Genomic DNA, 23,986 nt, shown 5'->3' with positions numbered 1-23,986 from the left:
TCCGGGTAAAAATCGGTCATGGAAACGAACATGACCGACCGACGGGCGCTGCTGCGAGACTACAAGGACCGCCAAGTACAGGCCGGAATCTACGCCGTCCGTTGCCTGGTGACACGCGAGGCATGGATCGGCAGCACGCCCGATCTCGCCACCCGCCAGAGCGGCGTCTGGTTCAGTCTGAGGATGGGCGGCCATTCCAGCGCCAGCCTGCAGGCGGCGTGGAAAACGCACGGCGAGGCGGCCTTCGGTTTCGACGTGCTGGAGGTGCTCGAAGACGAGGGCCTGGAACGGCTGGGCCGGGCCTCGTTGCTGGTCGAGCGCCGCGAGCATTGGCGGGTCAAGCTGGGCGCCGAGGGGTTGCGGCGATGAGTGGCGCGCCCAACCCCTATGTCGTCTTCGAGGGCGAGCGGCGGCTCGCGGCGGGCTCAAAGCTGGAAGTGGCCGTCGCCGCCCAAGGCCGGTTGGAGGACGCGCCGGCGGAGCCACTGCTGATCTTCGATCCGGAGGGCCGGCAAGTCGATTTCGACCTGCGCGGCGGTCCTTCGGATATCGCTCGGCGACTGGGCGGAGAGACGCCGGAGGCCGCGCCGCGCGGTCGGGGCCGCCCGAAGCTCGGCGTCACCGCCCGCGAGGTGACCCTGCTGCCGCGCCATTGGGAATGGTTGGCCGCGCAGCCGGGCGGCGCCTCGGTGGCGCTGCGCAAGCTGGTCGAGGCCGCCCGTCGCGACACGGAGGGACCCACCCGTCGCCGCGCCGCGCGTGACGCCACCTATCGTTTCGCCTCGGTGATGGCCGGCGACCGTGCGGGCTTCGAGGGCGCCTCTCGAGCGCTGTTCGCGGGCGACGCGCGGGCCTTCTTCGATCTGGCGGCCGCGTGGCCGACGGACATCGTCGAGCACCTTCGGGTCCTGGCGGCGGAGGCGTTCGAGGCGGCTTAACACGCCCATTGGCCTGCAGGCCCGCCGTCACTCAGCCTTGGTCTTGGGTTGCAGCAGGTCCCAGCGGTGGCCATAGACGTGCTCGAACACCGCGACGCTGCCATAGGCCTCATGACGCGGCTCCTCCAGGAAACGCACGCCCGCCGCGGTCAGCCGGGCATGGTCGCCGGCGAAGTCGTCGGTGTGCAGGAAAAGCCAGACCCGTCCGCCGCCCTGGCCGCCAACCATCGCCGCTTGAACCGCGTCGGCCGCCTTGGCCAGCAGGAAGCGCGAACCGCCAAGCCCCGGCGAGACCACGACCCAGCGCTTGCCGCCGCCCATGTCGCTGTCCTCGACCAGGCTGAAACCCAGCTTGCCGACATAGAAGGCCAAGGCCTCGTCATAGTCACGGACGAGCAGGGACAGCAGGGCGAGATGGCGGGCCATGGGAACTCATTGGGTGACGTCCCTGATCTTAGCGCCCAAACAGCGTCAGCAAATACGACGTGCCCGAATTGGCTATGCTCAGCGACTTGTAAGCCAACTGCTGCTTGATCTGCAGGGCCTGAAGCTTGGTGGCCTCCTTGGCCATGTCGGCGTCGACCAGCCGGCCGATCGAGGCGTCGAGCGTGTCCTGCAGCTTGTCGATGAAAGTCATGTGGGTCTGCAGCGCATAGGCGCCCGTGCCGATGTGCGAGAGGGCCGAGGTGACGTTCTCGATTGCCCCGCCCATCGCCTTGATCTCGGCGGTGCTGATCGGCGCGCCCAGCAGGTCGGCGCGCATGCCCGACAGGGCCGAGCCTGTGGTTGACAGGTCCACGTGATCGACATCGACGGTGTCGGAGGCCTGGGCGTTGGCGAGGGCCCGGATCTGGCCGTTCGAGCCTGAGGAGATCAGGTTGACGCCGTTGAAGTCGGCATTGCCGACCGTGCGATCGATCTGACGCTTCAGCGACACGTAGTCGTCGTTCAAGGCCTTGCGGCTGGTGGTGGAGAGGCTGGTGTCCGAAGCCGCCAGCATCTTTTCCTTCATCTGGCCGAGCAAGTCGGTGACGGTGTCGCCGGCCGCGAGGGCGACGTCGGTGATCGATTGGCCCCGTTGCAGCGAGGCGCGCACAGCGTCCAGCGAATGGGATTCCGCGCGCTGGTTCTGGGCGATCGCCCAGACGGCGGGATTGTCCTTGGGGGAGGAAATCGCCCGGCCGGTGGCGATGTGGCGCAAGGTGTCGGACAGGTCGCGGTTGGTCGCAGCCAGCGACTGCAGGGCGATCATCGCGCCGATATTGGTGTTGACGCTATTCAGCGACATCGAAAATTCCGACGGCGCGTTTTGCGCCTGGTTGGCAACCTAGACTGGCGACCTTAGCGGCCCGTTACGGAGCAAGGTAAAGGGCCTCCCCCGGAGAGGGAGGCCCTTAAGGCTACTGACCGAAAGCGGTCTTCAGCTTGCCGGCCGCGAAGTCCTCGGCGTCCTTGGCGTCGGCGACGACCGCGCCCATGCCGAAGAACTCGTGGGTCACGCCGGCATATTCCTTGAGGTCGGTGGCGACACCGGCGGCCTTCAGCTTGTCGGCCAGATTGACGCCGTCGTCGTGCAGCGGGTCGATCTCGGCCAGGATGATCGTGGTCGGCGGCAGGTTCTTCAGGTCGGCGCCCACCAGGTTCACCCGCGGGTCGGTGGCCTGGGCAGGGTTGCCGAGGGTGTGGGTGAAGAACCAGGCCAGCATCGGGGTGTTCAGCGGCTTGGCGGCGGCGTTGGCCACCTTGGAACGGGTGGCCATGTTGCTGTCGGCCACCGGATAGACGGCGATGACCGCCTTGGGCGCCATCCAACCCCTGTCCCGCGCGGCGATGGCGACATTGACGGCCATGTTGCCGCCTGCGCTTTCGCCGACCACGGCCACCTTGGTCGGATCGCCGCCCCACTTCGCGGCATTGGCCAGCAGCCAAGGATAGGCGGCGTTCGCGTCGTCGTGAGCGGCCGGGAACTTGGCTTCCGGCGCGTGGCGATACTCGATCGAGACGACGATGGCGTTGGCCGCCTTGGCCAGGGCGCGCGGCCCGCCGTCATAGACGTCGATATCGGCGATTACCCAGCCGCCGCCGTGGATGTAGAGCACGACGGGCAGGGGACCAGTCGCGCCGGCTGGCGTATAGACCCGCGCCTTCTGGGCGCCGCTGGCCCCAGGATAGGTTATATCCTTTGTTGTCACCGTGGTGTCGGCCCTAAGGCCCTTCTCGGCCATCAGCGCCTTGACCGCGTCGGTCGGGGTTGGCTGCTTGCGGGCCTCTTCGGGTGACAAGGTCTCGATGGGCTTGCCGCCCAGCGAGCCCAGCTTGTCGAGCACGGCCTGCATGTCGGCGTCGGCCTTGCCGGCTTCGGTGGTCTGGGTCGCGGCCGCCGGCGTGTCGCCGGTGGTCTTGGGCGCGCCGGTCTTCGGCGAGCAGGCGGCGGCGGTGAGCGCCAGCACAGAAACCGCGCCAAGCGCGATCAGCGGATGTTTCTTGGTCATGGACATTTCCTGGCTGGCGAAGGCCGCCAGACTTTTTTCTGATTTCGCAACGGGTTAACGCCGCCAGCGGTTCCGCCTAGCCTCCCGTGTAGCCGCCGATGATCGGCAGCACTTCACCGGTGATGTAGCTGGAGGTCTGGGGGGAGGCCAGGAACACGTAGGCGGGCGCGATCTCCTCCGGTTGGGCCGGGCGTTTCATGGGCGTCTTGCCGCCAAACTGCGCCACGTCGGGACCCAGCTTGTCGGCCGGGTTCAGCGGGGTCCAGACAGGACCGGGGGCCACGGCGTTGACCCGAATGCCCTTGTCGATCAGGTGGGTGGCCAGCGAGCGGGTGAAGGCGTGGATGCCGCCCTTGGTCATCGAATAGTCCAACAGGTCCTTGTTACCGAGCAAGCCGGTAACCGAGCCGGTGTTGACGATGGCGCCACCCGGCGGGATCACTTTCACCGCCGCCTGGGCCATGTGGAAATAGCCATAGAGGTTGGTCTTCAGCGTGCGGTCGAAGTGTTCTTCGGTCAGGTCCTCGAAGTCGAGCACGTGCTCCTGGAAGGCGGCGTTGTTGACCAAAATGTCCAACTTGCCCAACTCCGCGACCGTGCGCGCGACGGCGGCCTTGGCATAGGCGGGGTCGGCGACATCGCCGGGCACAAGGATGGCGCGGCGGCCTTCCTGTTCAACGGCCATGCGGGTCAGCTCGGCGTCCTCGTCTTCGTCGAGGTAGCCGATGGCGACGTCGGCCCCTTCGCGGGCGAAAAGCACCGCCACGGCCCGGCCAATGCCGCTGTCGGCGCCGGTGATCAGGGCCACCTTGCCCTCTAGCTTGCCCGAGCCCTTGTAGAAGGGCGCGTCGTACATCGGCGCCGGATCGAGCGCGGCCTCGAGGCCGGGCTTCAGCTGGTGCTGTTCGGGGAAGGGCGGCGCGGGATAGGGACGAGCGCCGGCTTGCATGGCGGGCTTCGCGTCCTCGTTCTCCTTGAACGACCGCTTCTCCTTCGCGTCCAGCGGGGCCTGGATGTCGCGTTCGGCCTGCGACGTGCGGTGGGCGGCGGATTCAAATTCCGGGGTTTCGACGTCTGACATCGCGCGCTCCTGAAGGCTGAGACGTCGGAACAGGCGAGCGGTAGCGGATGTTCCAAGCCTCAGCATGGGAAGCGGGGTTGCCCAAAGCGGAGGCATCGGTCATTTTCCCGGCCCTCTTTGAAAGGCCTTTCCATGCCGCCGCTCGCGGCCGCGTCGGCTCCCGACCCGGGGAAGCCGCACGGCGTCATCGTCTCCGACCTGATTGAACTGCTCCGCCTGGCGGGGCCGGTGGTGCTGTCGCGCCTGGGGATCATGGTCATGGGCCTGACCGACGCCATCGTGGTGGGGCACTATTCGGCGACGCAACTTGGCTTCCACGCCATGGCCTGGGCGCCGACCTCGGTGTTCGTCACCGTCACGGTCGGGCTGCTGGTCGGGGTGCAGGTGATGGGCTCGCGGGCCATCGGAGCCGGCAAGCCGCATGAGGCGGGAGCGGTGCTGCGGCGGGGGCTCTCCTACGCCCTGTGGTTGGGCCTGGCTGGCACCTTGCTGCTGGCGGTGCTGGGACCGCCGCTGCTGCACCGCGCGGGCCTGGACAAGGCCCTGGCCGACGGCGCGACCGTGCCGCTGATCGTGTTTTCGCTGTCACTGACCCCCTATGCGCTGAGCGTCGCCCTGAGCTTTTGGTTGGAGGGCCTGGCGCGGCCGGGGGCGGTGACCATCGCCATGTGGATCGCCAACCTGATCAACCTGGCGGTCAATCTGGTTTTGGTGCCGGGAACCTTTGGCTTGCCCGCCTTGGGCGCGACAGGCGCGGCCTGGTCCACCTTCGTGGCGCGGGTGGCCCTGACGGTGATGCTGGTCGTGATCATCCTGCGCCGCAAGGACGCCCGCGACCTGGGCGTGTTCGACAAGCCGGCCCGCGACCGGCCGGCCGAGATCGAGCAACGGCGGGTTGGCTATGGCGCGGGCACGTCGAACTTCTTCGAGGTCTCGGCCTTCGCCGGCATGAGCCTGGTGGCTGGCTGGCTGGGCGGCTATTCGGTGGCCGCCTGGGCTGTGGTGCTGAACGTGGTGGCGGTGATCTTCATGGTCCCGCTGGGCCTGTCGACCGCCACGGCGGTGCAGGTGGGCCGGGCCTATGGCGCGCGCGACCTGCCAGGCATGAGCCGAGCCGGCTGGATCGCCTTTGGCGTCACGGCGGTGTTCGCCCTCCTGGTGTCGGGACTGCTGTATCCGCTGCGCCATCTCGTGGCGGCGGCCTACACGACCGACCCGGCGGCCCTGGCCCTGATCGGGCCGGCGCTGGCGCTCAGCTGCCTGTTCCTGCTGCCCGACGCCGTCCAGGTGGTTTGCGCCCAAGCCCTGAGGGCGCGCGGCGAGGTGTGGATTCCCACCGCCACCCACATGGTGGCCTATGCCCTGATCATGGGCCCCTTGGCCTGGTGGCTGGCCCTGCCGATGAAGCTGGGGGTCAACGGCATCGTCTGGTCGGTGATCATCACCAGCTTCATCGCGGCGGGGCTGCTGCTGGGGCGATATAGAATGCTGGACGTGCGGGACCGGTGATGCAATGGGGACAGGCGCATGCGTCTGTCCCCATCAGGGCGTGCTGACTAGATGGCCGCCCCCAGGATCCAGCCTTCCTGCGTCTCGGCGTCGACCACCACGTCCTCCGGCGCGCCCTTGCTCGGCCCGAACAGCGCGGCCAGCTTGCCCGCCTCGTCCAGCTTGGCGAAGTGCTCGGCCAGAGCGCGCACCTGGGCGGCGTCCTTGACCTCGCCAGCCGCCTGAACGGCCTTGATCAGCGAGGGATAGACCTCGGCGATCACCACCGACACGCCCTCGAGGTCGGCCTCGGTCAGAGCCTTGAAGCCCGTTTCGAACGGCCAGACCCGCGCCGCGTCGCCGCGAGCATCCCGAAGACGGCGCGCCGCCGGAATGCCCATGATCGCCTGGCCACCTACCGAGCCGTTGTAGTAGAGCTTCCAGATCGAATGGGCGCCGCCCCCTTTTGTAGGTTGGGCCGCCACATCCGCGTGGCGGAACTCCGGCAGGTCGTCCGCGCCATGCTCGCGGGTCTTCTTCGGCTGCAGCGTGGTCAGGGTGTCCTTGGGCGGCACGCCCCAAAACGGGAAGGGACCGCCGGTCAGCCGGCGGTTAAGCTCCGAGCCGACGCCGAAGCGGTTGTTGGTGTTGTCGGTCTTGTCCTTGACCATCTTGGCCAGTTGGTCCCAGACCGCGCGCCAGGGTTGCTCGCCCTTCAGGGCCAGGGCCTGGGAGAAGCCGCGCGGGAAGCCCAGCGGGAAGTCGAAACCCACCAGAGCGCGCTCGCCCCGCTTCTTCAGGTCGTCGAGGATCGCCGCCAGCTTGGTCTCGGCTTCGAGACGCGTAGGCGGGTTGAAGGTCTCGTAGGTCAGGCGAAAGCGCACATCGCGCTTGACCACGCCGATCCACACGGAGTCCGCTCCCGTGGTCGGCTTGGCCGCCGCGCTCCAGTCGACGATCACATAGGCGCTGAAGAGGCGCGACACGGCGGAAGCTCCGTTAGGATTGAACGAAGCGCGCTTCTACTCCGGTCGGGGAGGCGGAGCCAGACGCTTAGCGCGCCTGGCTGTAAGATGTCAGGCGGCGTTCTGTTCCGCCGGGTGCTCGGCGACCAAGACGGGATGCTGCTGGCGGCTGAACCAGGCGGCCGGCGGCTCGCAGGCGGGGCCCAAGGCCGCGCGGACGATGGCTGGCGGCCGACGCTCTTCCGGGGTCATGAACAGGCCGTTGGCCTTGACGGCCAGGCCGGCGATCTTGTGTGCGCCCAGCATGGTCAGCGGCACGGCTAAAACCAGGCCGGCCAGGATCGGGGCGGTGGCGGTCAGCAGGTCCGGCGTGAACCAGAACATCACCGACAGGGCCAGGCCCGTGAGGCTGATCCAGCCCATGGCCGCGAAGGCTTCCTTGCCGGTGACCTTGTCGGCGTCGCGGCGCTGGGTGGCCCAGCCGCCGACCTTGCCGGCCAGGATCTCGACCAAGGCGCGGGTCTGGGTGAACATCAGCATCGGGGCGACCAAGGCCGAGAGCAGCATCTCGACGGCGAGGCCGGCCAGGATCCGGCGGCGGCCGCCGAAGCCCCTGATCTCGTGCTTGCGCGAAAAGACCAGGATCGAGCCCAGGATCTTGGGGCCAAACAGCAGGACGAAGGTGATGATCATCGCCCAGGCGGTGGCCTGGATCTCGCGCCAGTCAATCAGGGCGTGGGCTGCGGCCTGCAGGTCGGCCAGGGTGAAGGCGGCCTTCTTCAACTCCGGCATCAGCATGCGCGAGATGATCCCGGCTGACAGGGCTACGAACCAAAGGGGCGACAGCACATAGCTGAGCACGCCGATCACCAGGTGCAGGCGGCTCATCCAGTGCAGGCCGGGCAGGCCGATCAACGGCACGTGCTGCACATTGCCCCGGCACCACCGGCGATCGCGCGTGGCGAAATCCAGCAAATTGGAGGGGCTCTCTTCATACGAGCCACCCAGATAAGGCGCCAGGTGCACGCCCCAGCCGCCGCGGCGCAGCAGGGCGCTTTCCAGGGCGTCGTGGCTCATCACCTCGCCGCCGAACGGCTTGGGGCCGTCCAGGCTGGGCAGGCCGCAGGTCTCGGCGAAGGCGCGGGTGCGGACGATGGCGTTGTGGCCCCAAAAGGAGCTTTCCGAACCCGACCACCAGGCCAGGCCCGTCCAGGCGACGCGGCCGTAGAGGCGCGTGGCGAACTGCAGGGTGCGGGCGAAGATCGTCTGGCCGTTGATGATCATTGGCATGGTTTGGATCAGGCCAATGCGCGGGTGACGCTCCATGGCGTCGGCCAGGCGGACCATGGCCTCGCCGGTCATCAGGCTGTCGGCGTCGAGGATCAGCATGTGCTCGTAGTCGCCGCCCCAGCGGGCGACCCAGTCGGCGACATTGCCAGCCTTGCGGCCCGTGTTCTGGGTGCGCTTGCGATAGAACACGTGGCTATTGGCCTCGCGGCGGAAGCGGGCGAAGCAGGCTTGCTCGGCCAAGGCCACGGCCGCGTCGCGGGTGTCGCTGAGGATGAAGATGTCGAAGGCGCGGCTATTGCCGGTCTCGGCCAGCGAGACGTCCATGGCGCGCAGGCGGGCGAACACCTCGGCGGCGTCCTCGTTGTGCACCGGCATCAGGATCGCGGTGCGGGCCTTGGGTCTGGGCATGGGCGAGGATGCGCTGTCGTCGATGCCCAGCGGATCCTTGGGCTTGCCCAGCAGCACCACAAAGCCAACAACGGCCGTGCAGAACCACAGGGCCAGAGCCAGGAACAGCGGGGCCAACAGGGTGATGCAGACGGCTTCCAGGTGAGTCACGCCGCCCAGGGCGATGGTGTCGAACGTGGCCTTCCAGCCGGCGAAGCCCATCACGGCGGTGCCGATGAACACGCCCCAGCGGCGTAGGTGAAGGTCGCTCTTGGCCGTGTTGGAAGGCTTGGCCCCGCCCTGCCAGAAGGCAAGCGGTTGCACCGGCATGGCCAGGGGTGCGTCGGTGGGAATCTCGACCCGCTCGCTGGCGGACATCACCGTTTCGTAGGCGACGCTGCGCGACGAAGTCAGATCGAAGAAGGCGCCGCGTTCGCTCATGGTCTGTCGTCTCGGGCTGTCCGGAGATAAGCCGGGCCTCTCCGAAGAAGCGTGGCGATGGGCGCGAGGTCAGCTTCACCGGACGCACCGCCTCCGCTAGGAATTGGGCGCGTTCTGCTGCTACTTTGCGTTCACCGACAACCGGCGTGGAGAGCCGCCAGTCTCCCTAGAGTAAAACTTCGATCACGAATTCGCTACCACAATCGCCGCGCTTTTCGCACTTGCGGCAAAAAACATCAAAGCGCGATCGTCCAACAGGCTGTCGCTAGTAACTTGTCACGAGACTATATGATAAAAATCAATGCCTTGAAGATCGTTTTTCTCAGCGGTTTGCTCATCGCCTGCGGCCAGGGGGCACCGCCAAAGGCGCCCGAAAAGGTCGCAGCGGCGCCGAAAGCGGCTGTCCCAAACGGCCCGGAGTACGACTCAACGGGTGTGATCGCGGCGATCGAAGGCCAGACTCTCACGCTCGATCACGACGGCGCGAGCGCGGTTAAGCTCTCCGCCGGGCGCGCGTCGTTCACGGGGTATGCGGACATTTTGGCCGAGGCGCCAATGACGCCTGGCGCGCGGGTGGGCTTCAAGTTCCGCAAGGTGGGCGACGGTTACGCCCTGACGGAGCTCAGGGGACGGTAGGTGTAGTGGGGACAGGCGCATGCGCCTGTCCCCAAAACGGAGCAGGCCGCTAGCCCAGCTTGACCAGCATCTTCCCCAGGTTCTCGCCCTTGAAGAGCTTGATGAACGCGTCGGGCGCGCGCTCTACGCCCTCTTCGATCGTCTCGTTCCACTTCAACTGACCCGAGCCGATCCAGCCGGCGATGTCGGCGATGAATTGCGGCGCGAGGTCGTAGTGGTTGGAGACGATGAAACCTTCCAGCCTAAGGCTCTTGCCGACCGCCTGGATGATGTTGCTTGGGCCGGTCAGGGCGCCGGTTTCGTTATATTGCGAGATCATCCCGCAGAGGGCGAAGCGGGCGAACGGCCGCGCCGAGTTGATGGCCGCCTCAAGGTGAACGCCGCCGACATTCTCGAAATAGACGTCAATGCCCTTGGGCGCGACCCGCGCCAGTTCGGCCACTACGTCGGGCGTGGCCTTGTAATCGATGACCTCGTCGACGCCGATGCTCTTGAGGAACGCCACCTTCTCGGGCCCGCCAGCTGACCCGATCACCGTGTGGCCCTTCAGCTTGGCGATCTGGCAGACGACCTGCCCCACCGCCCCGGCGGCGGCCGAGACGAAGACGATGTCACCATCCTTGAGGGCCGCGATGCGCAAGAGCCCGGCATAGGCGGTCAGGCCCGGCATTCCGGCCACGCCCAGGAAGGTCTGGGGCGGCAGGCCATGGGTGTCGATCTTGGTCACCGCGCCCATGCCGCCGGCCGCTAGCGCCTTGGGCGAGACGTTGAACACCTCGCGCCAGCCAAACATGGTGCTGACGATGTCGCCCACCTTGAAGTCCGAATCATTGGTGGCCGTGACCTCGCCGATCGCCCCGCCCTGCAGGGCCTCGCCCAGCTCGAATGGCGGCACATAGCTTTTGCGGTCGGTCATCCGGCCGCGCATGTAGGGATCAACCGACATCCACAGGTTCTTCACCTGGATTTCGCCATCGCCCGGCGCGCCGACCTCGACCGTGGCCAGTTCGAAGTCGGTGGTGACTGGGACACCCACCGGGCGGCTCTTCAGACGGATTTCGCGCGACGTGACCATGGTCGTTCCTCCAGACCTCGTGATCGAGGTGCGTTGCTTAAACGAACGTTTAACCCGGTCTGGTCCGCGCCTCCAGTCCTTCCCGCGACAAAGCGAACGGTCTAGACAGCAAACCCATGACCCAAGATATCCTCAAGGCTGGCGTTGTCGGCGCGGGCGTGTTCGGCGGCTACCACGCCAAGAAGTACGTCGAGCTCGACGGGGTCGAACTCAAGGCGGTGTTCGACATCGACCTCGCGCGGGCTCAGGCCCTGGCCGAGCCCCTGGGCGCGGAAGCCTTCGATGACATGGCCGCCTTCCTGGCGACGGTTGATGTGGTCACCGTCGCGACCCCGGCCGTACACCATGCCCCGGCCGTGCTGGCGGCGCTGAAGGCGGGAAAGCCGGTCTATTCCGAAAAGCCCCTGGCCGTGACGCCGCAGGACGCCGACGCTCTGGTCGCCGAGGCCGCCAAGCGACAGCTGCCGCTGGCCTGCGGTCATCAGGAACGGGTTGTGTTCCAGGCCATGGGCCTGCTGGACATTCCCGAGCAGCCGCTGCGCCTTGAGGCCGTGCGTCGCGGCACGCCGTCGGACCGCAATCTTGACGTCTCGGTGGTGCTCGACCTGATGATCCACGACATCGATTTGGCCCTGGCGATCTGCGAGGGCGAGCCGATTGCCGTGGAAGGCGAGGGGGCCATCACCCGCTCGACCTCACTGGACTGGGTCAAGGCCGAGGCCACCTTCGACAACGGCTTCACCGCCGTGTTCGACAGCTCGCGCGTCGCCGAGGCCCGCGAGCGGACCATGAAGGTCGTCTACCCCTCCGGCGAGGTCGAGATCGACTTTCTGGCCCGCACCTTCCGCAACACCACGCCGTTCCCGCTGATCGAGGACTTCACCGAGACCCCGGCCGGCAAGGACCCCCTGGGCCAGAGCGTGGCGGGGTTCTTGAAGGCGGTGCGCGGGGAGGCGCCGCGTCCGGTGGTCACCGGCGAGGAAGCGGCCCGGGCGCTGGACCTGGGCCTGGCGGTGGAGCAGGCGGCGGGGGGCTGACGGCGCGGTTAGCGTGGCGCCACCTTCACCAGCACCACGTCATTGGCCCGCATGGTCACCGCCACCCTCGCCGCGCCCGACTTGCCGACGGTCAGCGCTCGGGTCTCGGGCTTGTCCACCGTCAGCGCCTGCAGGTCGCTTACCTGCGACCCGCGCAGCGTCTTGGGCGAGCCCAGCTCCAGATAGGCCGTGTAGGCGTCGTTGGCCTTGAAGCCGGTGCGGAAGATCTGGACGTCATAGCGGCCCGGCTTCAGGCCCTCGAGGTCAAGGCTGACCGGCTCAATGTCATGAGTGGGCTGCACCTTGGTGTAGTAGGGCCGGTTGCTCTTTTCCTGCACCGGCTGACGGAAGGCCCAGACCAGGGCCTGGACGCCGCCCTTGTCGCCCGTGACATAACTCTCGGCGTCGGCCACCTTGATCGCCTTGTCGCCCAGCTGGTTCAGGTACTTGTAAGCGAACCAGGCCGGCTTGCGGATGCCCTGCGGGTTCATCAGGCCAAAGCCGCCCTGGAACGGCGCGGTGGGCGGGCCCGGCTCTTCGAACAGGTCGCTATAGGTCCAATAGCTCATGCCCTGCAGCAGGCCCTCGCTGGCCTTCAGCTTGCTGAGGATATAGGGCGCGCTGACATAGGAATCGTGGACCGGATCGCGCGGCGTGTAGCTGGTGCTCCATTCGGTGAAATAGAGCGGCAGGCCGGGCCTGGACGAGGCCTCGATCTCCTGGCGTACCCGCCGCACATCGCCGACGATGGCGTCGGGCGACGGCGATAGCTTGGTGTCGCTCTCGCCCTTCTCGTCCAGGAACCCGCCGTCGACGCCGTAGGTGTGGGTGGTGATGAAGTCGACCGGCGCGCCCGAGGCCTTGGTGTGGGCGATGAATTCCGGCGTCCAGGCCGCGCCCGCCGTCGAGGGCCCCCCGACCTTCAACAGCGGATCGACGGCTTTCAGGGTGCGCGCCGTCAGGTCATAGAGCTCGAAATAGGCCTTCTGGTCGGCGCCTTCCCAGAAGCCGGCCAGGTTGGGCTCGTTCCAGACCTCAAAGTACCACGACCGCACCTCGGCCTGGCCGTAGCGCGCCTCGACGTGGCGGGCGAAGGCGTCCACCAGCCCGGCCCAGGCCTTGGGTTCGGGGTGGGACGAGTTGCCCTTCCAGTAGAAGATCGTCTGTTCCGAGGTCTTCATGGCGTCGGGCGTAAAGCCCAGCTCGACGAACGGCTTGATCCCGATCTTCAGCAGGGCGTCGTAGAACGCGTCGATTTTGATCCAGTCATAGACCGGCTTGCCGTCGACGACGCGGTAGGTCCCCAGCACGTCATGGAAGATGGCGTGGAAGCGGATGTAGCGGAAGCCAAGCTCGTCCTTGGCGGTCTTGAGCTGGGCCAGGCTGTCGTCGCGCAGCAAGGTGCCCGGATAGTCCGAGCCGACCGACAGGTCATAGAAGCGGTCGCCCGGGGTGGTCGGGGCCTGGGCGTCGATGGCGATGTGGCGGACGGCGCTCGGCTCGGCGGCCATTGCGGCCGTCGAGGCCAGCAGTGAGGCCAGGGCCGAGGCGGCGGCGGCCGCGAACCGTGTGTTCCGGACGATCTTCATCACTGGTCAAACTCCGTCTGTTTCCGCCCGGGCCGTCTAAGCGATCTCTGTCGCTCTCTGGCTGATGAGAGCGGTACCATCATTTGTCACACAATGCCTAGAGGGCGCGGCTGCGAAGGGTTTGATCGTGCGTCGAGGGCTGCGACGCCGCTGACCCGTCGCAACGAAATATGCGTGCGGCGTCGGTTTCACGGTAAAAACCAAGCGCGAACCCTTCCGTCGCGCTTGCGCCTGAGCTAACCACACCGCTCTGTTCGAAGGGCATAAGCATGACCAAGAAACCCGACGGGACCTGGGACAAGTCGCAACTCCCCAGCCGGCACGTGACCGAGGGACCGGCCCGCGCGCCGCACCGTTCCTATTACTACGCCATGGGTCTTGGCACCCGCGAGATCGCCCAGCCGTTCGTCGGCGTGGCCTCGTGCTGGAACGAGGCCGCGCCGTGCAACACCGCCCTGATGCGCCAGGCCAACGCCGTCGCCAAGGGCGTCAAGGCGGCCGGCGGTACGCCGCGCGAGTTCTGCACCATCACCGTCACCGATGGCATCGCCATGGGCCATGAGGGCATGCGCTCATCTTTGGTCAGCCGCGACGTGATCGCCGACTCGGTCGAGCTGACCATGCGCGGCCACGGCTATGACGCCCTGGTCGGCGTCGCTGGCTGCGACAAGAGCCTGCCAGGCATGATGATGGCCATGCTACGCCTCAACGTGCCGTCGGTGTTCCTGTACGGCGGCTCGATCCTGCCCGGCCGCTTCCAGGGCCGCGACATCACCGTGATGGACGTGTTCGAGGGCGTCGGAGCCTTCGCCGCCGGCAAGATGTCCGCCGAGACCCTGTGCGAGCTGGAGCAGCACGCCTGTCCGTCGGACGGCGCCTGCGGCGGCCAGTTCACCGCCAACACCATGGCCTGTGTGTCGGAAGCCATCGGCCTGGCCCTGCCGCTGTCGTCGGCCCTGCCGGCCCCCTATCTCGACCGCGACCAATATGCCGTGGCCTCGGGCGAGGCGGTCATGCGGCTGATCGAGCAAAACATCCGCCCCCGCGACATCTGCACCCGCAAGGCCTTCGAGAACGCCGCCGTCGTCGTCGCCGCCACCGGCGGCTCCACCAACGGCGCCCTACACCTGCCGGCCATGGCCCACGAGTGCGGCATCGAGTTCACCCTGAAGGACGTGGCCGAGATCGCCGCCCGCACGCCCTACATCGCCGACCTCAAGCCCGGCGGCCGCTATGTGGCCAAGGACATGGGCGAGGCGGGCGGCGTGCCGATGCTGCTGCGCACCCTGCTCGACGCCGGCCTGCTGCATGGCGACTGCATGACCGTCACCGGCAAGACCCTGGCCGAAAACCTGGCCGACGTGGTTTGGCGCGAAGACCAGGACGTCATCCGCCCTGTCTCCAACCCGCTGTCGCCGACCGGCGGCGTCGTGGGCCTGTGGGGGTCGCTGGCTCCGGATGGCGGCATCGTCAAGGTGGCGGGTCTCAAGCACCAGGTGCATCGCGGCCCGGCCCGGGTATTCGACGGCGAGGCGGCCTGTTTCGAGGCGGTGTCGAACCGCGACTACAAGGAAGGCGACGTCCTGGTCATCCGCTACGAAGGACCGCGCGGCGGGCCGGGCATGCGCGAGATGCTGTCGACCACCGCCGCCATCTATGGCCAGGGCGTGGAGAACATCGCCCTGATCACCGACGGCCGCTTCTCAGGCGCCACGCGCGGCCTTTGCATCGGCCATGTGGGTCCTGAAGCCGCGCTTGGCGGTCCGATCGCCCTGGTCAAGGACGGCGACATCATCAGCATCGACGCCACCAAGGGCACGATCGAGCTGGAGGTGGATCCGATCGAGCTGGAGAACCGCCGCCGCCACTGGGAGCCGCGCAAGCACAACTACAACAGCGGCGCGATCTGGAAGTTCGCCCAACTGGTGGGGCCGGCCTATCTCGGCGCGACGACCCATCCGGGGGCGGCGGAAGAGACGCATATCTACGCGGATCTGTAGGAAACGCGGCGGTGGGGTGAGGGACACACACTCATTTTCCGCCACCGCCTTATCAGCCGCGAAGCCGTTGCGGAAAATGAGTGTGTGTCCCCAAAGGCACTGACCGCCCCGGTCGGCGGCATCGTCCAGGCGGTGGCGGTGACTACACTCGGCGAGGTGGCCGAGACCGGCAAGCCGATCGTCACCCTGGTGGCCGATGGCGAGGCCTTGGTGGTCGAGGCCCTCGTTTTGGGCCGCGACATCGGCTTCGTCCACACCGGCGATCGCGCCGTCGTCAAGCTGGAGGCCTATCCGTTTACCCGTTACGGCACGCTGTTGGGCGAAGTGATCCAAGTCTCGCCGGACGCCATCGTCGACGAAAAGCGCGGGTTGGTGTTTCCCGTCAGGGGGAAGCTGTCACGGGCGCGTCTTACGGTTGACGGCCGGCAAGCCTTGCTGTCGGCTGGCATGAGCGCTTCGGTCGAGATCGTGACGGGGAAACGGCGGGTGATTGATTTCGTGTGGTCGCCAGTGGCGAAGACGATGAGTGGGGCGGGGAGAGAACGATGAAGAACAGGATCAGCGCCCGCGCGCGCTTCCGGATTTGCCTGTCGCTGGTCGGCCTGTTCGTCACGATCGTCGATCAGGCCGACGCGGGCGTCAGTCGCGGGACCTGCGCGAACCTGCTGGAGCGGAGTGTCAGGGTCATGGACGACACAAGCCTCGTCCTGGCCGCCGAGGCCGAAATCCGGGATGACATGAATATCTACAGGTCCTCGCAGGCCGCGACCGTGGCGGCGGAGCAGGTGCAGAGGTATCTTCGGACCTGCGCTCCCTCCGAGGCCGGGAAGGCCCGCCTGCGGGCGAGTTCGTCGCATCTATCGAATCTCGCCCTCGACAGATCGTCGGGTTCGTACCGGCTTGATCCGGCCCGAACCTACCTGCCGCTCTACATCGAGATGTTGCTCGGCGATCGTGGACCCATCACCGCCACGCTGCGCGATCGGCCCGAACGCGTCTTCATCGACAACGAGACGCCGGTGACCTGGTCGGCCAGCCGCGCGCCGACCGACGTCGCCAACCTCGACCACAGGGCCATCCTCGCGAACGCCTACGCCGTTTGCGTGGCCTATCCGCGACGGTTCGGCCGGATCATGGCCGACTTCGGATATGCCGACTTCCTCTCCGGGCAAGCCAGACGCGAAGTCCAGGCCCTGCCCAACCGCGCCTTCTCGACCTGCATCGCCACCTTGGTGAAGGGATAGGATCATGGGTTTCAACCGCCTGCCGGACGGCCGCCTGATCGGTTCCTGGAAGGGCACGAACACGACGTGGATCTCGGGAAACATATCCTCGAACTCCGGCGGCGCGTGGACCGGGGTGAGGTCGGTCGTGCCGACCTGCACGTCCTACAACGAGTGGGTGACGGGCGTCGTCCTCACCAACGCGGCAGGACAGACGCAGACGGCGAACATCCATGTGGTCGGCTTCAGGACCTCGGGCGTCGCCATCGCCGAGCAGATTATTCGCTCCGTCGCCGCAGGCAGCAACGTACCCGGGAAATAGGGACACAGGAAATAGGGACACACACCCTTTAGAAGCGAGCCCCCAAAGCACCCTTGAGTGGGGCGCTCCACACCGATCGTCTCCAGGTCGCCGTTGCCTGCGCCCTCAGTCCTCCAGATCAAACGGCAACTCGTCCTGGTCGCCCTTGGGCGGGCGGGGCGTGGCCTTGGAGACCGGTTTGTAGGGCTTGTCCATCACCAGAGGCGGCTCGTCGAGGTCGTCGTCCCAGGGCGCTTCAATCGGATCGGCGGTGGTGTCGATCTCGTCGAACATCGGGGCGGTGGTCGTGGCGGCCACGGCCTCGTGCGCGGGCTGGTAGGGCTTGGGCGACGGGGCGGGTACGGGCCGAGCGATCTCCGGCTCGGCCAGCGGGCGCGACGGCCTGGCCGGCTGCAGTTGGGCCTTCGGGGCCAACGGCCGGCGGACGATGGCGTCGGCGCGCAGCAGCCAGCGGTTGGCTTCCTGGATGGCGTCGGCCGGTGAGCGGGTCTCGCGGCGCGCCTGGTCGCCGTCCAGCCACAGGTCGAGCTCGAAGTCGGGATGGCGCGGATCGTCGAAGATCAGTTTCAGCGTCACCTGTGCAGCCTGTTGGACGATCTGGTCGATGGCGCGGCGCTGCTCGCCCCGGAAAACGCGGCCGATCACCTGGCCATCCACCGCCAGTTCCGCGCCCATCAGTTCGTCGATGCGGTAGATCAGGCACCAGGCGCCGCTGTCCCAGGCAACGGCGGCCTGGTTGGTGGAGAAGTTGAAACCCGCCCCGCGACCGCGCCCCCGCGCGATGATCACCGTCTCCGGCGCGCCCTTCAGCACGTGGCGCAGGGACCGGCGGATGCGGCGGTCCTCGTCAATGAACCAGATCGCGGCGCTGCCCATGAACGTGACGGCCGAGGCCGAGATCGTCACCAACAGCATAAGACGCCAGAGTTCGCTCATGAGATCAGGCTAGCGAGAGTCCGGGTTTGGGAACAGGGCGAAGACTAGAGCGAAAGCTCGACCACGACCGGAACGTGGTCCGAAGGCTTCTCCTTGTCGCGCTCGTCGCGGTGGATCACCACGCCCTGAAGCTTGTCGGCGGCCTGGGGCGACAGCAGTAGGTGGTCGATGCGGATGCCCAGGTTTCGCGGCCAGGCGCCGGCCTGATAGTCCCAGAAGGTGTAGCCGTGCGGCGCGCCGTCGGCCTGCATATAGGCGTCGGTGAAGCCGAGGTTTTTCAGCGCGCGAAAGGCGCCCCGGCTTTCGGGACGAAATAGGGCGTCGTTCGCCCAGGCCTCGGGGTTGGCGACGTCCTCGGGCTCGGGGATCACGTTGTAGTCGCCGGCGATAACCAGCGGCTCTTCCAAGGCTAGCAGGCGCTGGGCGTGGGCCTGAAGCCGGCGCATCCAGGCCAGCTTGTAGGTGAACTTCTCGGTATCGACCGGATTGCCGTTGGGCAGGTAGATGCCCGCTACGCGGAACGGGGTCGGCGCGCCGATCACCGCCTCGATATAGCGCGACTGCTCATCGACCTCGTCCTCGTCCTCGTTGCGGAAGGGCAGGCCGCGCCGCACATCCTCCATCGGATATTTCGAGAGCATGGCCACGCCGTTGTAGGTCTTCTGGCCGTGGACCGCCACGTTGTAGCCCAGGCGTTCGAAGCCCTCGACGGGGAACTTCTCGTCGACGCACTTGATCTCCTGCAGCACGGCCACGTCGGGCGAGGCCGATTCGAACCACTCCAGCACTCTTTCCAGGCGGGCGTTGACGGAATTGACGTTCCAGGTGGCGATACGCATTGACGGCTCCAGTCGGCGGCGGGAAGGCTAGGGCCCATGGCGAGCACGCTCAAGTCGGGGTTCCAGATTTCACGACGCGGCCGACTCTTGCTGCTGGTTCTGGCGACCGTGACCTGCTGCGCCTTGGCCGTGGCCGGCGCGGTGGCCGCCGTCTTCACGCCGCTGGTGTTCGACGCCCCGGGCGCCCTGCGCAATCCCATGGCCTGGATCGGTTTCGTGCTGGGGGCGAGCTTCTGGATCGTTTGCCTGCTGGCGCCGCTGCGGGCCTGGATCGAATGGAAGCGCGGCCGCGAGCCGATCGCCTGGGCCGCGATGGCCGCGCCGCTGGCCTGGGGCGCGGCGGCGCTGGCGGTGCTGCAGTTCGTGCCGGCCTAGTGGGTCCTCAGCGCGGCGCCGCGCGAGAGGAGCCCACGGCTTGTCCAGCCTGGAAGGCCGATAGCAGATTGGCTTGAACGCTCATAACGAGGGCGGCGGCCGCCAGGATGGAGGTGATCATCGTGATGACCACGGTCCATCGCGTGGCCTTGTTGTCGGCCTTGCTTTCAGATCTCAAGGAATTCACCTGCGCGATAAGACCATGGTCGCCGGTGATGATCTCGCCCAGCCGGTCGATCTTACCGATGAGTTCGACGAAACGCGTCTCGCTGCGCGCCTCTGCGGCTTCCAGTCTGGCTTCCGTCTCTTCGCGCGTCATGGCGTTCATCTTGCGACCGGGGCGCCTTGGTTTCAATTGGCTTTTCGATGTGGCCATGCCCTTGCCCGAGATGGGACCGACCTAGCGTTTATGATTTGTTCCAAACTCATAGCGTCACCCGAAGCGGTTCGCAATCGCTTGAGTTGAAGTATTAGATCGAGAAGCTGACGCCGCAGCCGCAGCTGGACTTGGCGTTGGGATTGCGGACCCGGAACTCGGCCCCGGCCAGCTCATCGACGAAATCGATTTCCGAGCCCTTCAACAGGGCCAAGGAGATCACGTCGACCAGGGCCGCCGCCCCGTCGCGCTCGACCCGCAGGTCGTCGGCGTCGGCGGCGTTGACCAGGTCGAACCGATACTGGAAGCCCGAGCACCCGCCGCCGTCGACGGCGACGCGCAGCATCACCGGATGGCCTTCGGCCTCCGAGATCGTATGCAGCCGGCGGGCGGCGTTGGGAGAAAGCGTAACGGAGGTGTCGGTCATGGCTGTGGAAAACCCGTGCTTGACCTATATGAGGGTGTCCGCGCCCCAGGGAAAGGGGGCGATCAGCAAAGGCCGCTCATGTCGTCGTCTCCGTTCATCGTTCCGCGCGCCCCCTATGCCGAGGATCCGTCCAAGTCGCGGGGCCGTCGCTTCCCCGAGGACGAGAGCCGCACGCGCACGCCGTTCGCCCGCGACCGCGACCGCATCATCCACACCTCGGCCTTCCGCCGGCTGAAGGAAAAAACCCAGGTGTTCGTCGCCCACGAGGGCGACAATTTCCGCACCCGTCTAACCCACTCGCTGGAAGTAGCCCAGGTCGCGCGCTCGCTGGCCACGGCCCTCGGGCTCGACAGCGACCTGGCCGAGACCATCGCCCTGGGCCACGACATCGGCCACCCGCCTTTCGGCCACGCCGGCGAGGACGAGCTTCAGGCCAGGATGGAGCCCTATGGCGGCTTCGACCACAACGTCCAGACCTTCCGCGTCGTCACCGAGCTGGAGCGCCGCTATCCGGACTTCGACGGCCTGAACCTGACCTGGGAAACCCTGGAAGGGCTCATCAAACACAACGGCCCCGTCATTGATAAACTCGGCAAGCCGTCGTGGAAGGCGATCGCCGACTATGACGGCGCGTATAATTTGGGCCTCAACACCTGGGCTTCGGCCGAGGCCCAGGTCGCGGCCCTGGCCGACGACATCGCCTATAACAATCACGACGTCGATGACGGGGTCGAGGCGGGGCTGTTCACCTTGGACGAACTGATGGACGTGCCGTTGATCGGTCCGATCCTGGCGGCTGTTCGCAGCGAGCGTCCGGACCTGGACCTGCGCTTGACCCGCCTGGAGGCCGTGCGGCGGATGATCGGCGCCATGGTTGATGACGTGATGGGCGAGACGCTGCAGCGCGCCGGCGCGAGCGGCGTGCAGACCGCCGACGAGGTGCGGGGCCTGGACCATGCCCTGGTGGCCTTCTCGGCCGACATGGCCGAGGATTTGGCGCGGCTTCGTCAGTTCCTGCATGCCCGGATGTACCGTCATTGGCGCGTCAATCGGACTCGTAGCCAGGCGCGCCGTATTCTGGCCGAGATGTTCAGCCTGTTCTTGGCCGAGCCCGACGTTCTGCCGTCGGAATGGTTCGCCCGGTCGCAGAATTGTGACGAGGCCGGCCGCGCCCGCGTGGTCTGCGACTACATCGCGGGCATGACCGACCGTTTCGCCATCGAAGAGCACCGAAAACTGTTCCAGCTGGAAGTCTGGAACTAGCCCGGCGCCTGCTGACGGTTCTGCGTAAGCTCGGGCTTGGTTAGACTATCGAACGCGCGCGTCTGATTCGCTGTCGGCGATCCGCGCGCTGGAATACTGGAGCTTCGACGCGAATGTCCGATCCCCACCGCGGCGCCTATACGCCGCCTACCGATGCGCCGCTCTCGTTCGACGCGCGCCAGCCGGTTCGCGGTTCGCGGCCCCTGCCCATGACCCTGATCCTCAGCGCCGTGGTCCTGGCCACCCTGGTGGTCGCGGTGCTGCTGATCTATCGCGGCGGAGTCCGGGGCGCCAATGAGCCGCCGCGCACGGTGGGCGAACCGGTGGCGTCGATCAAGACGACCCCGCCAGCCGGGGGCGCCCAGCCCACCGATCCGGCCTCCGGTCTGCAGATCTACAAGAACGAACAGGCCGAGCCTTCGCCGACCTTCGCCGCCGCCCCGGAAGCGCCGATGGCTCGTCCGGCCGCGCCGCCCCCGACCACGCCCGTGCAGGCCGCGACCCTGGCTCCGGCCAAGACCCCTCCGGTCGGCCCCAACGCGCCGGTCTCGGCGACGCCGGCCGCCAAGCCGAGCCGCGCGCCCAGCATCGAGAGCCTGGCCACGGCCGCCGTCGCGCCCAAGGCAGGGTCCGTCGCCGCAAGGCCGGTCCAGGCCGCGACAGCCAAGCCCGTCACCGCGCCGGCCACGATCACCGCAGCCGGCGGCCCGGCCAGCGTGCAGATCGGCGCCCTGTCCTCAACCGCCTTGGCAGACAAGGCCTGGTCCGACGCCGCACGCATTGCGCCCGGCATGGCGGCCGGCAAGGGCAAGCGGGTGGAAGCGATCGACAAGAACGGCGCGACCCTCTACCGCACCGCCGTCACCGGTTTCGCGAGCCGAGCCGAGGCCAAGGCCTTTTGCGACGCCCTGACCGCCGCCGGCAAATCCTGCTTCGTGAAGTAGGGGAGGCGCGCGCTTGGCCAGCTTTTCCGCCGCCATCCTCGGCTGTGCCGGGACCACCCTGACGGCGGAAGAAGCCGCCTTCTTCCGTAACGTGAAGCCCTGGGGCTTCATCCTGTTCAAGCGCAATATCGCCGATCCCGATCAGGTGCGAGCCCTGACCGCCGCCCTCCGCGAGACGGTGGGCCGCCCCGACGCCCCGATCCTGATCGACCAGGAGGGCGGCCGCGTCGCTCGTCTGGGCGCGCCGCACTGGAAGACGTATCCGCCGGGCCGGTCATACGGAGCGCTGGTGGCCAATGATCCGCTGGTGGCGCGTGAGATCACCCGCCTGGGCGCGCGACTGATCGCCCACGACCTGTTGTCGCTGGGCGTCAATGTCGATTGCGTGCCGGTGCTGGACGTGCCCGATCCGCTGGGCCATGAGATCATCGGCGACCGCGCCTATGGCGATACGCCCGAGCAGGTGGCCACCCTGGGCCGCGCCGCAGCCGAGGGCCTGCTGGCCGGCGGCGTGCTGCCGATCATCAAGCACATCCCCGGCCACGGCCGCGCCATGAGCGACAGTCACCTGGAGCTGCCGGTGGTCAAGGCCAAGCTGGCCGAGCTGGACTCCCGCGACTTCGCGCCGTTCCGCGTGTTGTCGGACATGCCGATGGCGATGACCGCCCACGTCGTCTACACGGCCATCGACCGCCGCCGGCCGGCCACCACGTCACGTAAGGCCATCAAGAAGATCATTCGGGAATCCATTGGCTTCGACGGACTTCTGATGAGCGACGACCTGTCGATGAAGGCCCTATCGGGCGACTTCAAGCAGCGGGCCAAGGACAGCCTGTCGGCCGGCTGCGACGTGGTTCTGCACTGCAATGGCGACATGGCCGAGATGCGGGCCGTGATGTCCGGCGTCGGCCGCCCGTCCACCAACGCCAGGCGCCGGATCCAGGCGGTGATGGGCCGGCTGGTCAAGGTTCCCGAGCCGCTGGACGTCGCGCAGGCCCGAGCCCGCTTCGACGCGGCCTTCAACGGCGAATTTGCGTGAACACGGGCTTCCAGCCCACGTTAGACTTCGAGGCCGCCGATCACGCGGCGGAGGACGGCGCGGCCCTGGTCATCGACATCGACGGCTACGAAGGCCCGCTGCACGTGCTGCTGGCCCTGGCGCGCAGCCAGAAGGTCGATCTGCTGCAGCTGTCGATCACCAAGCTGGCCGAGCAATATCTGGCCTTCGTGCAGCAGGCCCGCCGCGTGCGCTTCTCGCTGGCCGCCGACTATCTGGTGATGGCCGCCTGGCTGGCCTATCTCAAGTCCCGCCTGCTGCTGCCCAAGCCCGAACGCCCCAAGGCCGAGGAGCCGCCGGCCGAGGAGATGGCCGCCCAGCTGGCCTTCCGCCTGGCCAAGCTGGATGTCATGCGCCAGGCCGTCGAGGCGCTGAAGGACCGACCGCTGCTGAAGCGCGATGTCTTCATGCGCGGGGATCCGGAGGCTGTGAAGATCGTCTCCTCCACCCGCTTCGAGGGCGACCTCTACGCCCTGATGACCGCCTACATCACCCAGCGCAAACGCGAGCACGGCCGCCATTACGCTCCGCGCCCGCCCCAGGCCTATCCGCTGGAAGACGCCCGCGACCGCCTGCGCCGCCTGCTGCCCGAGATGCAGGACTGGACGACGCTGTCGGGCGTCGCGCCGGTCGATCGGTTCGAGCATGATCCCGAGGGGCCGAGCCCCGCCAGCTACCTGGCCTCGACCCTGGCGGCCAGCCTGGAGCTGGTGAAGGAGGGGATCCTGGAGGCCCGTCAGATGGAAGCATTCTCGGAGGTTTACCTGCGGACGCGGGCCGAGCCGTTGAAGGCCTTGGCGTGAGT

Annotated in this window: 26 protein-coding genes; 14 read left to right on the top strand and 12 right to left on the bottom strand. The window is 67.3% G+C overall.

From position 1 onward, the window contains the following. The first annotated feature begins 30 nt into the window (after positions 1–30). Positions 31–369, top strand: a complete 339-nt coding sequence (locus tag ACP694_RS14185; protein WP_426013380.1) for a GIY-YIG nuclease family protein — start codon at positions 31–33, stop codon at positions 367–369. Further along, on the top strand, positions 366–938 hold the full coding sequence (locus tag ACP694_RS14180) for a DUF2239 family protein (RefSeq protein ID WP_426013378.1): 573 nt from the start codon (positions 366–368) through the stop codon (positions 936–938). Before ACP694_RS14185 ends, ACP694_RS14180 begins: the two co-directional genes overlap by 4 nt. A 27-nt stretch (positions 939–965) precedes the next feature. On the opposite strand, the gene ACP694_RS14175 is transcribed toward ACP694_RS14180, so the two are convergent. The 4 genes from ACP694_RS14175 to ACP694_RS14160 form a co-directional block, all read right to left on the bottom strand. After that, a complete protein-coding gene (locus ACP694_RS14175) occupies positions 966–1,364 on the bottom strand; it encodes a VOC family protein (RefSeq protein WP_426013376.1) in 399 nt (132 codons plus the stop codon). A gap of 28 nt (positions 1,365–1,392) precedes the next feature. After that, positions 1,393–2,226, bottom strand: a complete 834-nt coding sequence (locus ACP694_RS14170; RefSeq protein ID WP_426013375.1) for a flagellin — start codon at positions 2,224–2,226, stop codon at positions 1,393–1,395. A 112-nt stretch (positions 2,227–2,338) separates the two neighbouring features. Then, entirely contained in the window at positions 2,339–3,430 is a 1,092-nt protein-coding gene (locus tag ACP694_RS14165; RefSeq protein WP_426013374.1) for an alpha/beta hydrolase, read from the bottom strand. 76 nt (positions 3,431–3,506) lie between these two features. Then, positions 3,507–4,511, bottom strand: a complete 1,005-nt coding sequence (locus ACP694_RS14160; RefSeq protein WP_426013373.1) for an SDR family oxidoreductase — start codon at positions 4,509–4,511, stop codon at positions 3,507–3,509. Between the two features lie 132 nt (positions 4,512–4,643). Here ACP694_RS14160 and ACP694_RS14155 point away from each other — a divergent pair, with 132 nt between their 5' ends. After that, positions 4,644–6,020 (top strand): MATE family efflux transporter, encoded by a 1,377-nt coding sequence (locus ACP694_RS14155; protein ID WP_426013372.1) that lies wholly within the window; start codon positions 4,644–4,646, stop codon positions 6,018–6,020. Between the two features lie 47 nt (positions 6,021–6,067). On the opposite strand, the gene ACP694_RS14150 is transcribed toward ACP694_RS14155, so the two are convergent. Both ACP694_RS14150 and mdoH read right to left on the bottom strand, forming a co-directional pair. Then, positions 6,068–6,985, bottom strand: a complete 918-nt coding sequence (locus ACP694_RS14150; protein ID WP_426013371.1) for a cobalamin biosynthesis protein CbiG — start codon at positions 6,983–6,985, stop codon at positions 6,068–6,070. Positions 6,986–7,075: 90 nt separating this feature from the next. Beyond that, positions 7,076–9,082, bottom strand: a complete 2,007-nt coding sequence (mdoH, locus tag ACP694_RS14145; protein WP_426013369.1) for a glucans biosynthesis glucosyltransferase MdoH — start codon at positions 9,080–9,082, stop codon at positions 7,076–7,078. A gap of 288 nt (positions 9,083–9,370) precedes the next feature. Here mdoH and ACP694_RS14140 point away from each other — a divergent pair, with 288 nt between their 5' ends. Continuing rightward, entirely contained in the window at positions 9,371–9,718 is a 348-nt protein-coding gene (locus ACP694_RS14140; RefSeq protein ID WP_426013367.1) for a copper-binding protein, read from the top strand. Positions 9,719–9,767: 49 nt separating this feature from the next. On the opposite strand, the gene ACP694_RS14135 is transcribed toward ACP694_RS14140, so the two are convergent. Continuing rightward, positions 9,768–10,793 (bottom strand): NADP-dependent oxidoreductase, encoded by a 1,026-nt coding sequence (locus tag ACP694_RS14135; RefSeq protein WP_426013366.1) that lies wholly within the window; start codon positions 10,791–10,793, stop codon positions 9,768–9,770. 116 nt (positions 10,794–10,909) lie between these two features. Between ACP694_RS14135 and ACP694_RS14130 the strand changes: the two genes are divergently transcribed. Further along, the gene (locus ACP694_RS14130) at positions 10,910–11,830 is read left to right on the top strand and encodes a Gfo/Idh/MocA family protein (RefSeq protein WP_426013364.1); all 921 of its coding nucleotides are present in this window, start codon (positions 10,910–10,912) and stop codon (positions 11,828–11,830) included. An 8-nt stretch (positions 11,831–11,838) separates the two neighbouring features. On the opposite strand, the gene ACP694_RS14125 is transcribed toward ACP694_RS14130, so the two are convergent. Continuing rightward, positions 11,839–13,341 carry a GH39 family glycosyl hydrolase gene (locus ACP694_RS14125; protein WP_426013785.1) on the bottom strand — a complete coding sequence of 501 codons (1,503 nt, stop codon included), beginning with the start codon at positions 13,339–13,341 and terminating at the stop codon, positions 11,839–11,841. Positions 13,342–13,688: 347 nt separating this feature from the next. On the opposite strand from ACP694_RS14125, the gene ilvD reads away from it, so the two are divergent. From ilvD to ACP694_RS14105, 4 genes are all read left to right on the top strand, one after another. Further along, positions 13,689–15,419, top strand: coding sequence for a dihydroxy-acid dehydratase (gene ilvD, locus ACP694_RS14120; RefSeq protein WP_426013363.1), 1,731 nt, complete (start codon positions 13,689–13,691; stop codon positions 15,417–15,419). 84 nt (positions 15,420–15,503) lie between these two features. Beyond that, positions 15,504–15,968, top strand: a complete 465-nt coding sequence (locus ACP694_RS14115; protein WP_426013361.1) for an HlyD family efflux transporter periplasmic adaptor subunit — start codon at positions 15,504–15,506, stop codon at positions 15,966–15,968. Continuing rightward, a complete protein-coding gene (locus tag ACP694_RS14110; protein WP_426013359.1) occupies positions 15,965–16,663 on the top strand; it encodes a hypothetical protein in 699 nt (232 codons plus the stop codon). The genes ACP694_RS14115 and ACP694_RS14110 overlap by 4 nt, the downstream gene beginning before the upstream one ends. 4 nt (positions 16,664–16,667) lie before the next feature. Beyond that, positions 16,668–16,964 (top strand): hypothetical protein, encoded by a 297-nt coding sequence (locus tag ACP694_RS14105; RefSeq protein WP_426013357.1) that lies wholly within the window; start codon positions 16,668–16,670, stop codon positions 16,962–16,964. A 105-nt stretch (positions 16,965–17,069) separates the two neighbouring features. Here the strand turns inward: ACP694_RS14105 and ACP694_RS14100 are convergent, their stop codons facing one another. Continuing rightward, a complete protein-coding gene (locus ACP694_RS14100; RefSeq protein WP_426013356.1) occupies positions 17,070–17,900 on the bottom strand; it encodes a hypothetical protein in 831 nt (276 codons plus the stop codon). Between the two features lie 44 nt (positions 17,901–17,944). Next, positions 17,945–18,739 (bottom strand): exodeoxyribonuclease III, encoded by a 795-nt coding sequence (xth, locus tag ACP694_RS14095; RefSeq protein WP_426013354.1) that lies wholly within the window; start codon positions 18,737–18,739, stop codon positions 17,945–17,947. Between the two features lie 36 nt (positions 18,740–18,775). Here xth and ACP694_RS14090 point away from each other — a divergent pair, with 36 nt between their 5' ends. Further along, positions 18,776–19,114, top strand: coding sequence for a hypothetical protein (locus ACP694_RS14090; RefSeq protein ID WP_426013353.1), 339 nt, complete (start codon positions 18,776–18,778; stop codon positions 19,112–19,114). A gap of 7 nt (positions 19,115–19,121) precedes the next feature. Here ACP694_RS14090 and ACP694_RS14085 read toward each other — a convergent pair whose 3' ends face one another. Both ACP694_RS14085 and ACP694_RS14080 read right to left on the bottom strand, forming a co-directional pair. Continuing rightward, entirely contained in the window at positions 19,122–19,433 is a 312-nt protein-coding gene (locus ACP694_RS14085; RefSeq protein ID WP_426013351.1) for a hypothetical protein, read from the bottom strand. A gap of 151 nt (positions 19,434–19,584) precedes the next feature. After that, on the bottom strand, positions 19,585–19,917 hold the full coding sequence (locus ACP694_RS14080) for a HesB/IscA family protein (protein ID WP_426013350.1): 333 nt from the start codon (positions 19,915–19,917) through the stop codon (positions 19,585–19,587). 78 nt (positions 19,918–19,995) lie between these two features. Here ACP694_RS14080 and ACP694_RS14075 point away from each other — a divergent pair, with 78 nt between their 5' ends. The 4 genes from ACP694_RS14075 (at position 19,996) to ACP694_RS14060 (ending at position 23,984) form a co-directional block, all read left to right on the top strand. Beyond that, positions 19,996–21,180, top strand: a complete 1,185-nt coding sequence (locus tag ACP694_RS14075) for a deoxyguanosinetriphosphate triphosphohydrolase (protein WP_426013348.1) — start codon at positions 19,996–19,998, stop codon at positions 21,178–21,180. Positions 21,181–21,293: 113 nt separating this feature from the next. Continuing rightward, positions 21,294–22,124 (top strand): SPOR domain-containing protein, encoded by an 831-nt coding sequence (locus tag ACP694_RS14070; protein ID WP_426013346.1) that lies wholly within the window; start codon positions 21,294–21,296, stop codon positions 22,122–22,124. Between the two features lie 13 nt (positions 22,125–22,137). Beyond that, the gene (nagZ, locus tag ACP694_RS14065; RefSeq protein ID WP_426013345.1) at positions 22,138–23,163 is read left to right on the top strand and encodes a beta-N-acetylhexosaminidase; all 1,026 of its coding nucleotides are present in this window, start codon (positions 22,138–22,140) and stop codon (positions 23,161–23,163) included. Beyond that, positions 23,160–23,984: a segregation and condensation protein A gene (locus tag ACP694_RS14060; RefSeq protein WP_426013344.1), complete on the top strand. Its 825-nt coding sequence runs from the start codon at positions 23,160–23,162 to the stop codon at positions 23,982–23,984. The genes nagZ and ACP694_RS14060 overlap by 4 nt, the downstream gene beginning before the upstream one ends. Positions 23,985–23,986 lie beyond the last annotated feature (2 nt).

It is taken from the genome of Caulobacter sp. DWR2-3-1b2 (assembly GCF_049896345.1).
Classification (GTDB): Bacteria; Pseudomonadota; Alphaproteobacteria; order Caulobacterales; family Caulobacteraceae; genus Caulobacter.
This window is presented reverse-complemented; position numbering and strand designations above follow the sequence as displayed.

Bases quoted from the DNA above. Each gene is read 5' to 3' on its own strand.
- ACP694_RS14185 (WP_426013380.1), top strand. From the start codon at position 31: ATGACCGACCGACGGGCGCTGCTGCGAGACTACAAGGACCGCCAAGTA.
- ACP694_RS14180 (WP_426013378.1), top strand. From the start codon at position 366: ATGAGTGGCGCGCCCAACCCCTATGTCGTCTTCGAGGGCGAGCGGCGG.
- ACP694_RS14175 (WP_426013376.1), bottom strand. From the start codon at position 1,364: ATGGCCCGCCATCTCGCCCTGCTGTCCCTGCTCGTCCGTGACTATGAC.
- ACP694_RS14170 (WP_426013375.1), bottom strand. From the start codon at position 2,226: ATGTCGCTGAATAGCGTCAACACCAATATCGGCGCGATGATCGCCCTG.
- ACP694_RS14165 (WP_426013374.1), bottom strand. From the start codon at position 3,430: ATGACCAAGAAACATCCGCTGATCGCGCTTGGCGCGGTTTCTGTGCTG.
- ACP694_RS14160 (WP_426013373.1), bottom strand. From the start codon at position 4,511: ATGTCAGACGTCGAAACCCCGGAATTTGAATCCGCCGCCCACCGCACG.
- ACP694_RS14155 (WP_426013372.1), top strand. From the start codon at position 4,644: ATGCCGCCGCTCGCGGCCGCGTCGGCTCCCGACCCGGGGAAGCCGCAC.
- mdoH (WP_426013369.1), bottom strand. From the start codon at position 9,082: ATGAGCGAACGCGGCGCCTTCTTCGATCTGACTTCGTCGCGCAGCGTC.
- ACP694_RS14140 (WP_426013367.1), top strand. From the start codon at position 9,371: ATGATAAAAATCAATGCCTTGAAGATCGTTTTTCTCAGCGGTTTGCTC.
- ACP694_RS14135 (WP_426013366.1), bottom strand. From the start codon at position 10,793: ATGGTCACGTCGCGCGAAATCCGTCTGAAGAGCCGCCCGGTGGGTGTC.
- ACP694_RS14130 (WP_426013364.1), top strand. From the start codon at position 10,910: ATGACCCAAGATATCCTCAAGGCTGGCGTTGTCGGCGCGGGCGTGTTC.
- ACP694_RS14125 (WP_426013785.1), bottom strand. From the start codon at position 13,341: ATGGCCGCCGAGCCGAGCGCCGTCCGCCACATCGCCATCGACGCCCAG.
- ilvD (WP_426013363.1), top strand. From the start codon at position 13,689: ATGACCAAGAAACCCGACGGGACCTGGGACAAGTCGCAACTCCCCAGC.
- ACP694_RS14110 (WP_426013359.1), top strand. From the start codon at position 15,965: ATGAAGAACAGGATCAGCGCCCGCGCGCGCTTCCGGATTTGCCTGTCG.
- ACP694_RS14105 (WP_426013357.1), top strand. From the start codon at position 16,668: ATGGGTTTCAACCGCCTGCCGGACGGCCGCCTGATCGGTTCCTGGAAG.
- ACP694_RS14100 (WP_426013356.1), bottom strand. From the start codon at position 17,900: ATGAGCGAACTCTGGCGTCTTATGCTGTTGGTGACGATCTCGGCCTCG.
- xth (WP_426013354.1), bottom strand. From the start codon at position 18,739: ATGCGTATCGCCACCTGGAACGTCAATTCCGTCAACGCCCGCCTGGAA.
- ACP694_RS14090 (WP_426013353.1), top strand. From the start codon at position 18,776: ATGGCGAGCACGCTCAAGTCGGGGTTCCAGATTTCACGACGCGGCCGA.
- ACP694_RS14085 (WP_426013351.1), bottom strand. From the start codon at position 19,433: ATGACGCGCGAAGAGACGGAAGCCAGACTGGAAGCCGCAGAGGCGCGC.
- ACP694_RS14080 (WP_426013350.1), bottom strand. From the start codon at position 19,917: ATGACCGACACCTCCGTTACGCTTTCTCCCAACGCCGCCCGCCGGCTG.
- ACP694_RS14075 (WP_426013348.1), top strand. From the start codon at position 19,996: ATGTCGTCGTCTCCGTTCATCGTTCCGCGCGCCCCCTATGCCGAGGAT.
- ACP694_RS14070 (WP_426013346.1), top strand. From the start codon at position 21,294: ATGTCCGATCCCCACCGCGGCGCCTATACGCCGCCTACCGATGCGCCG.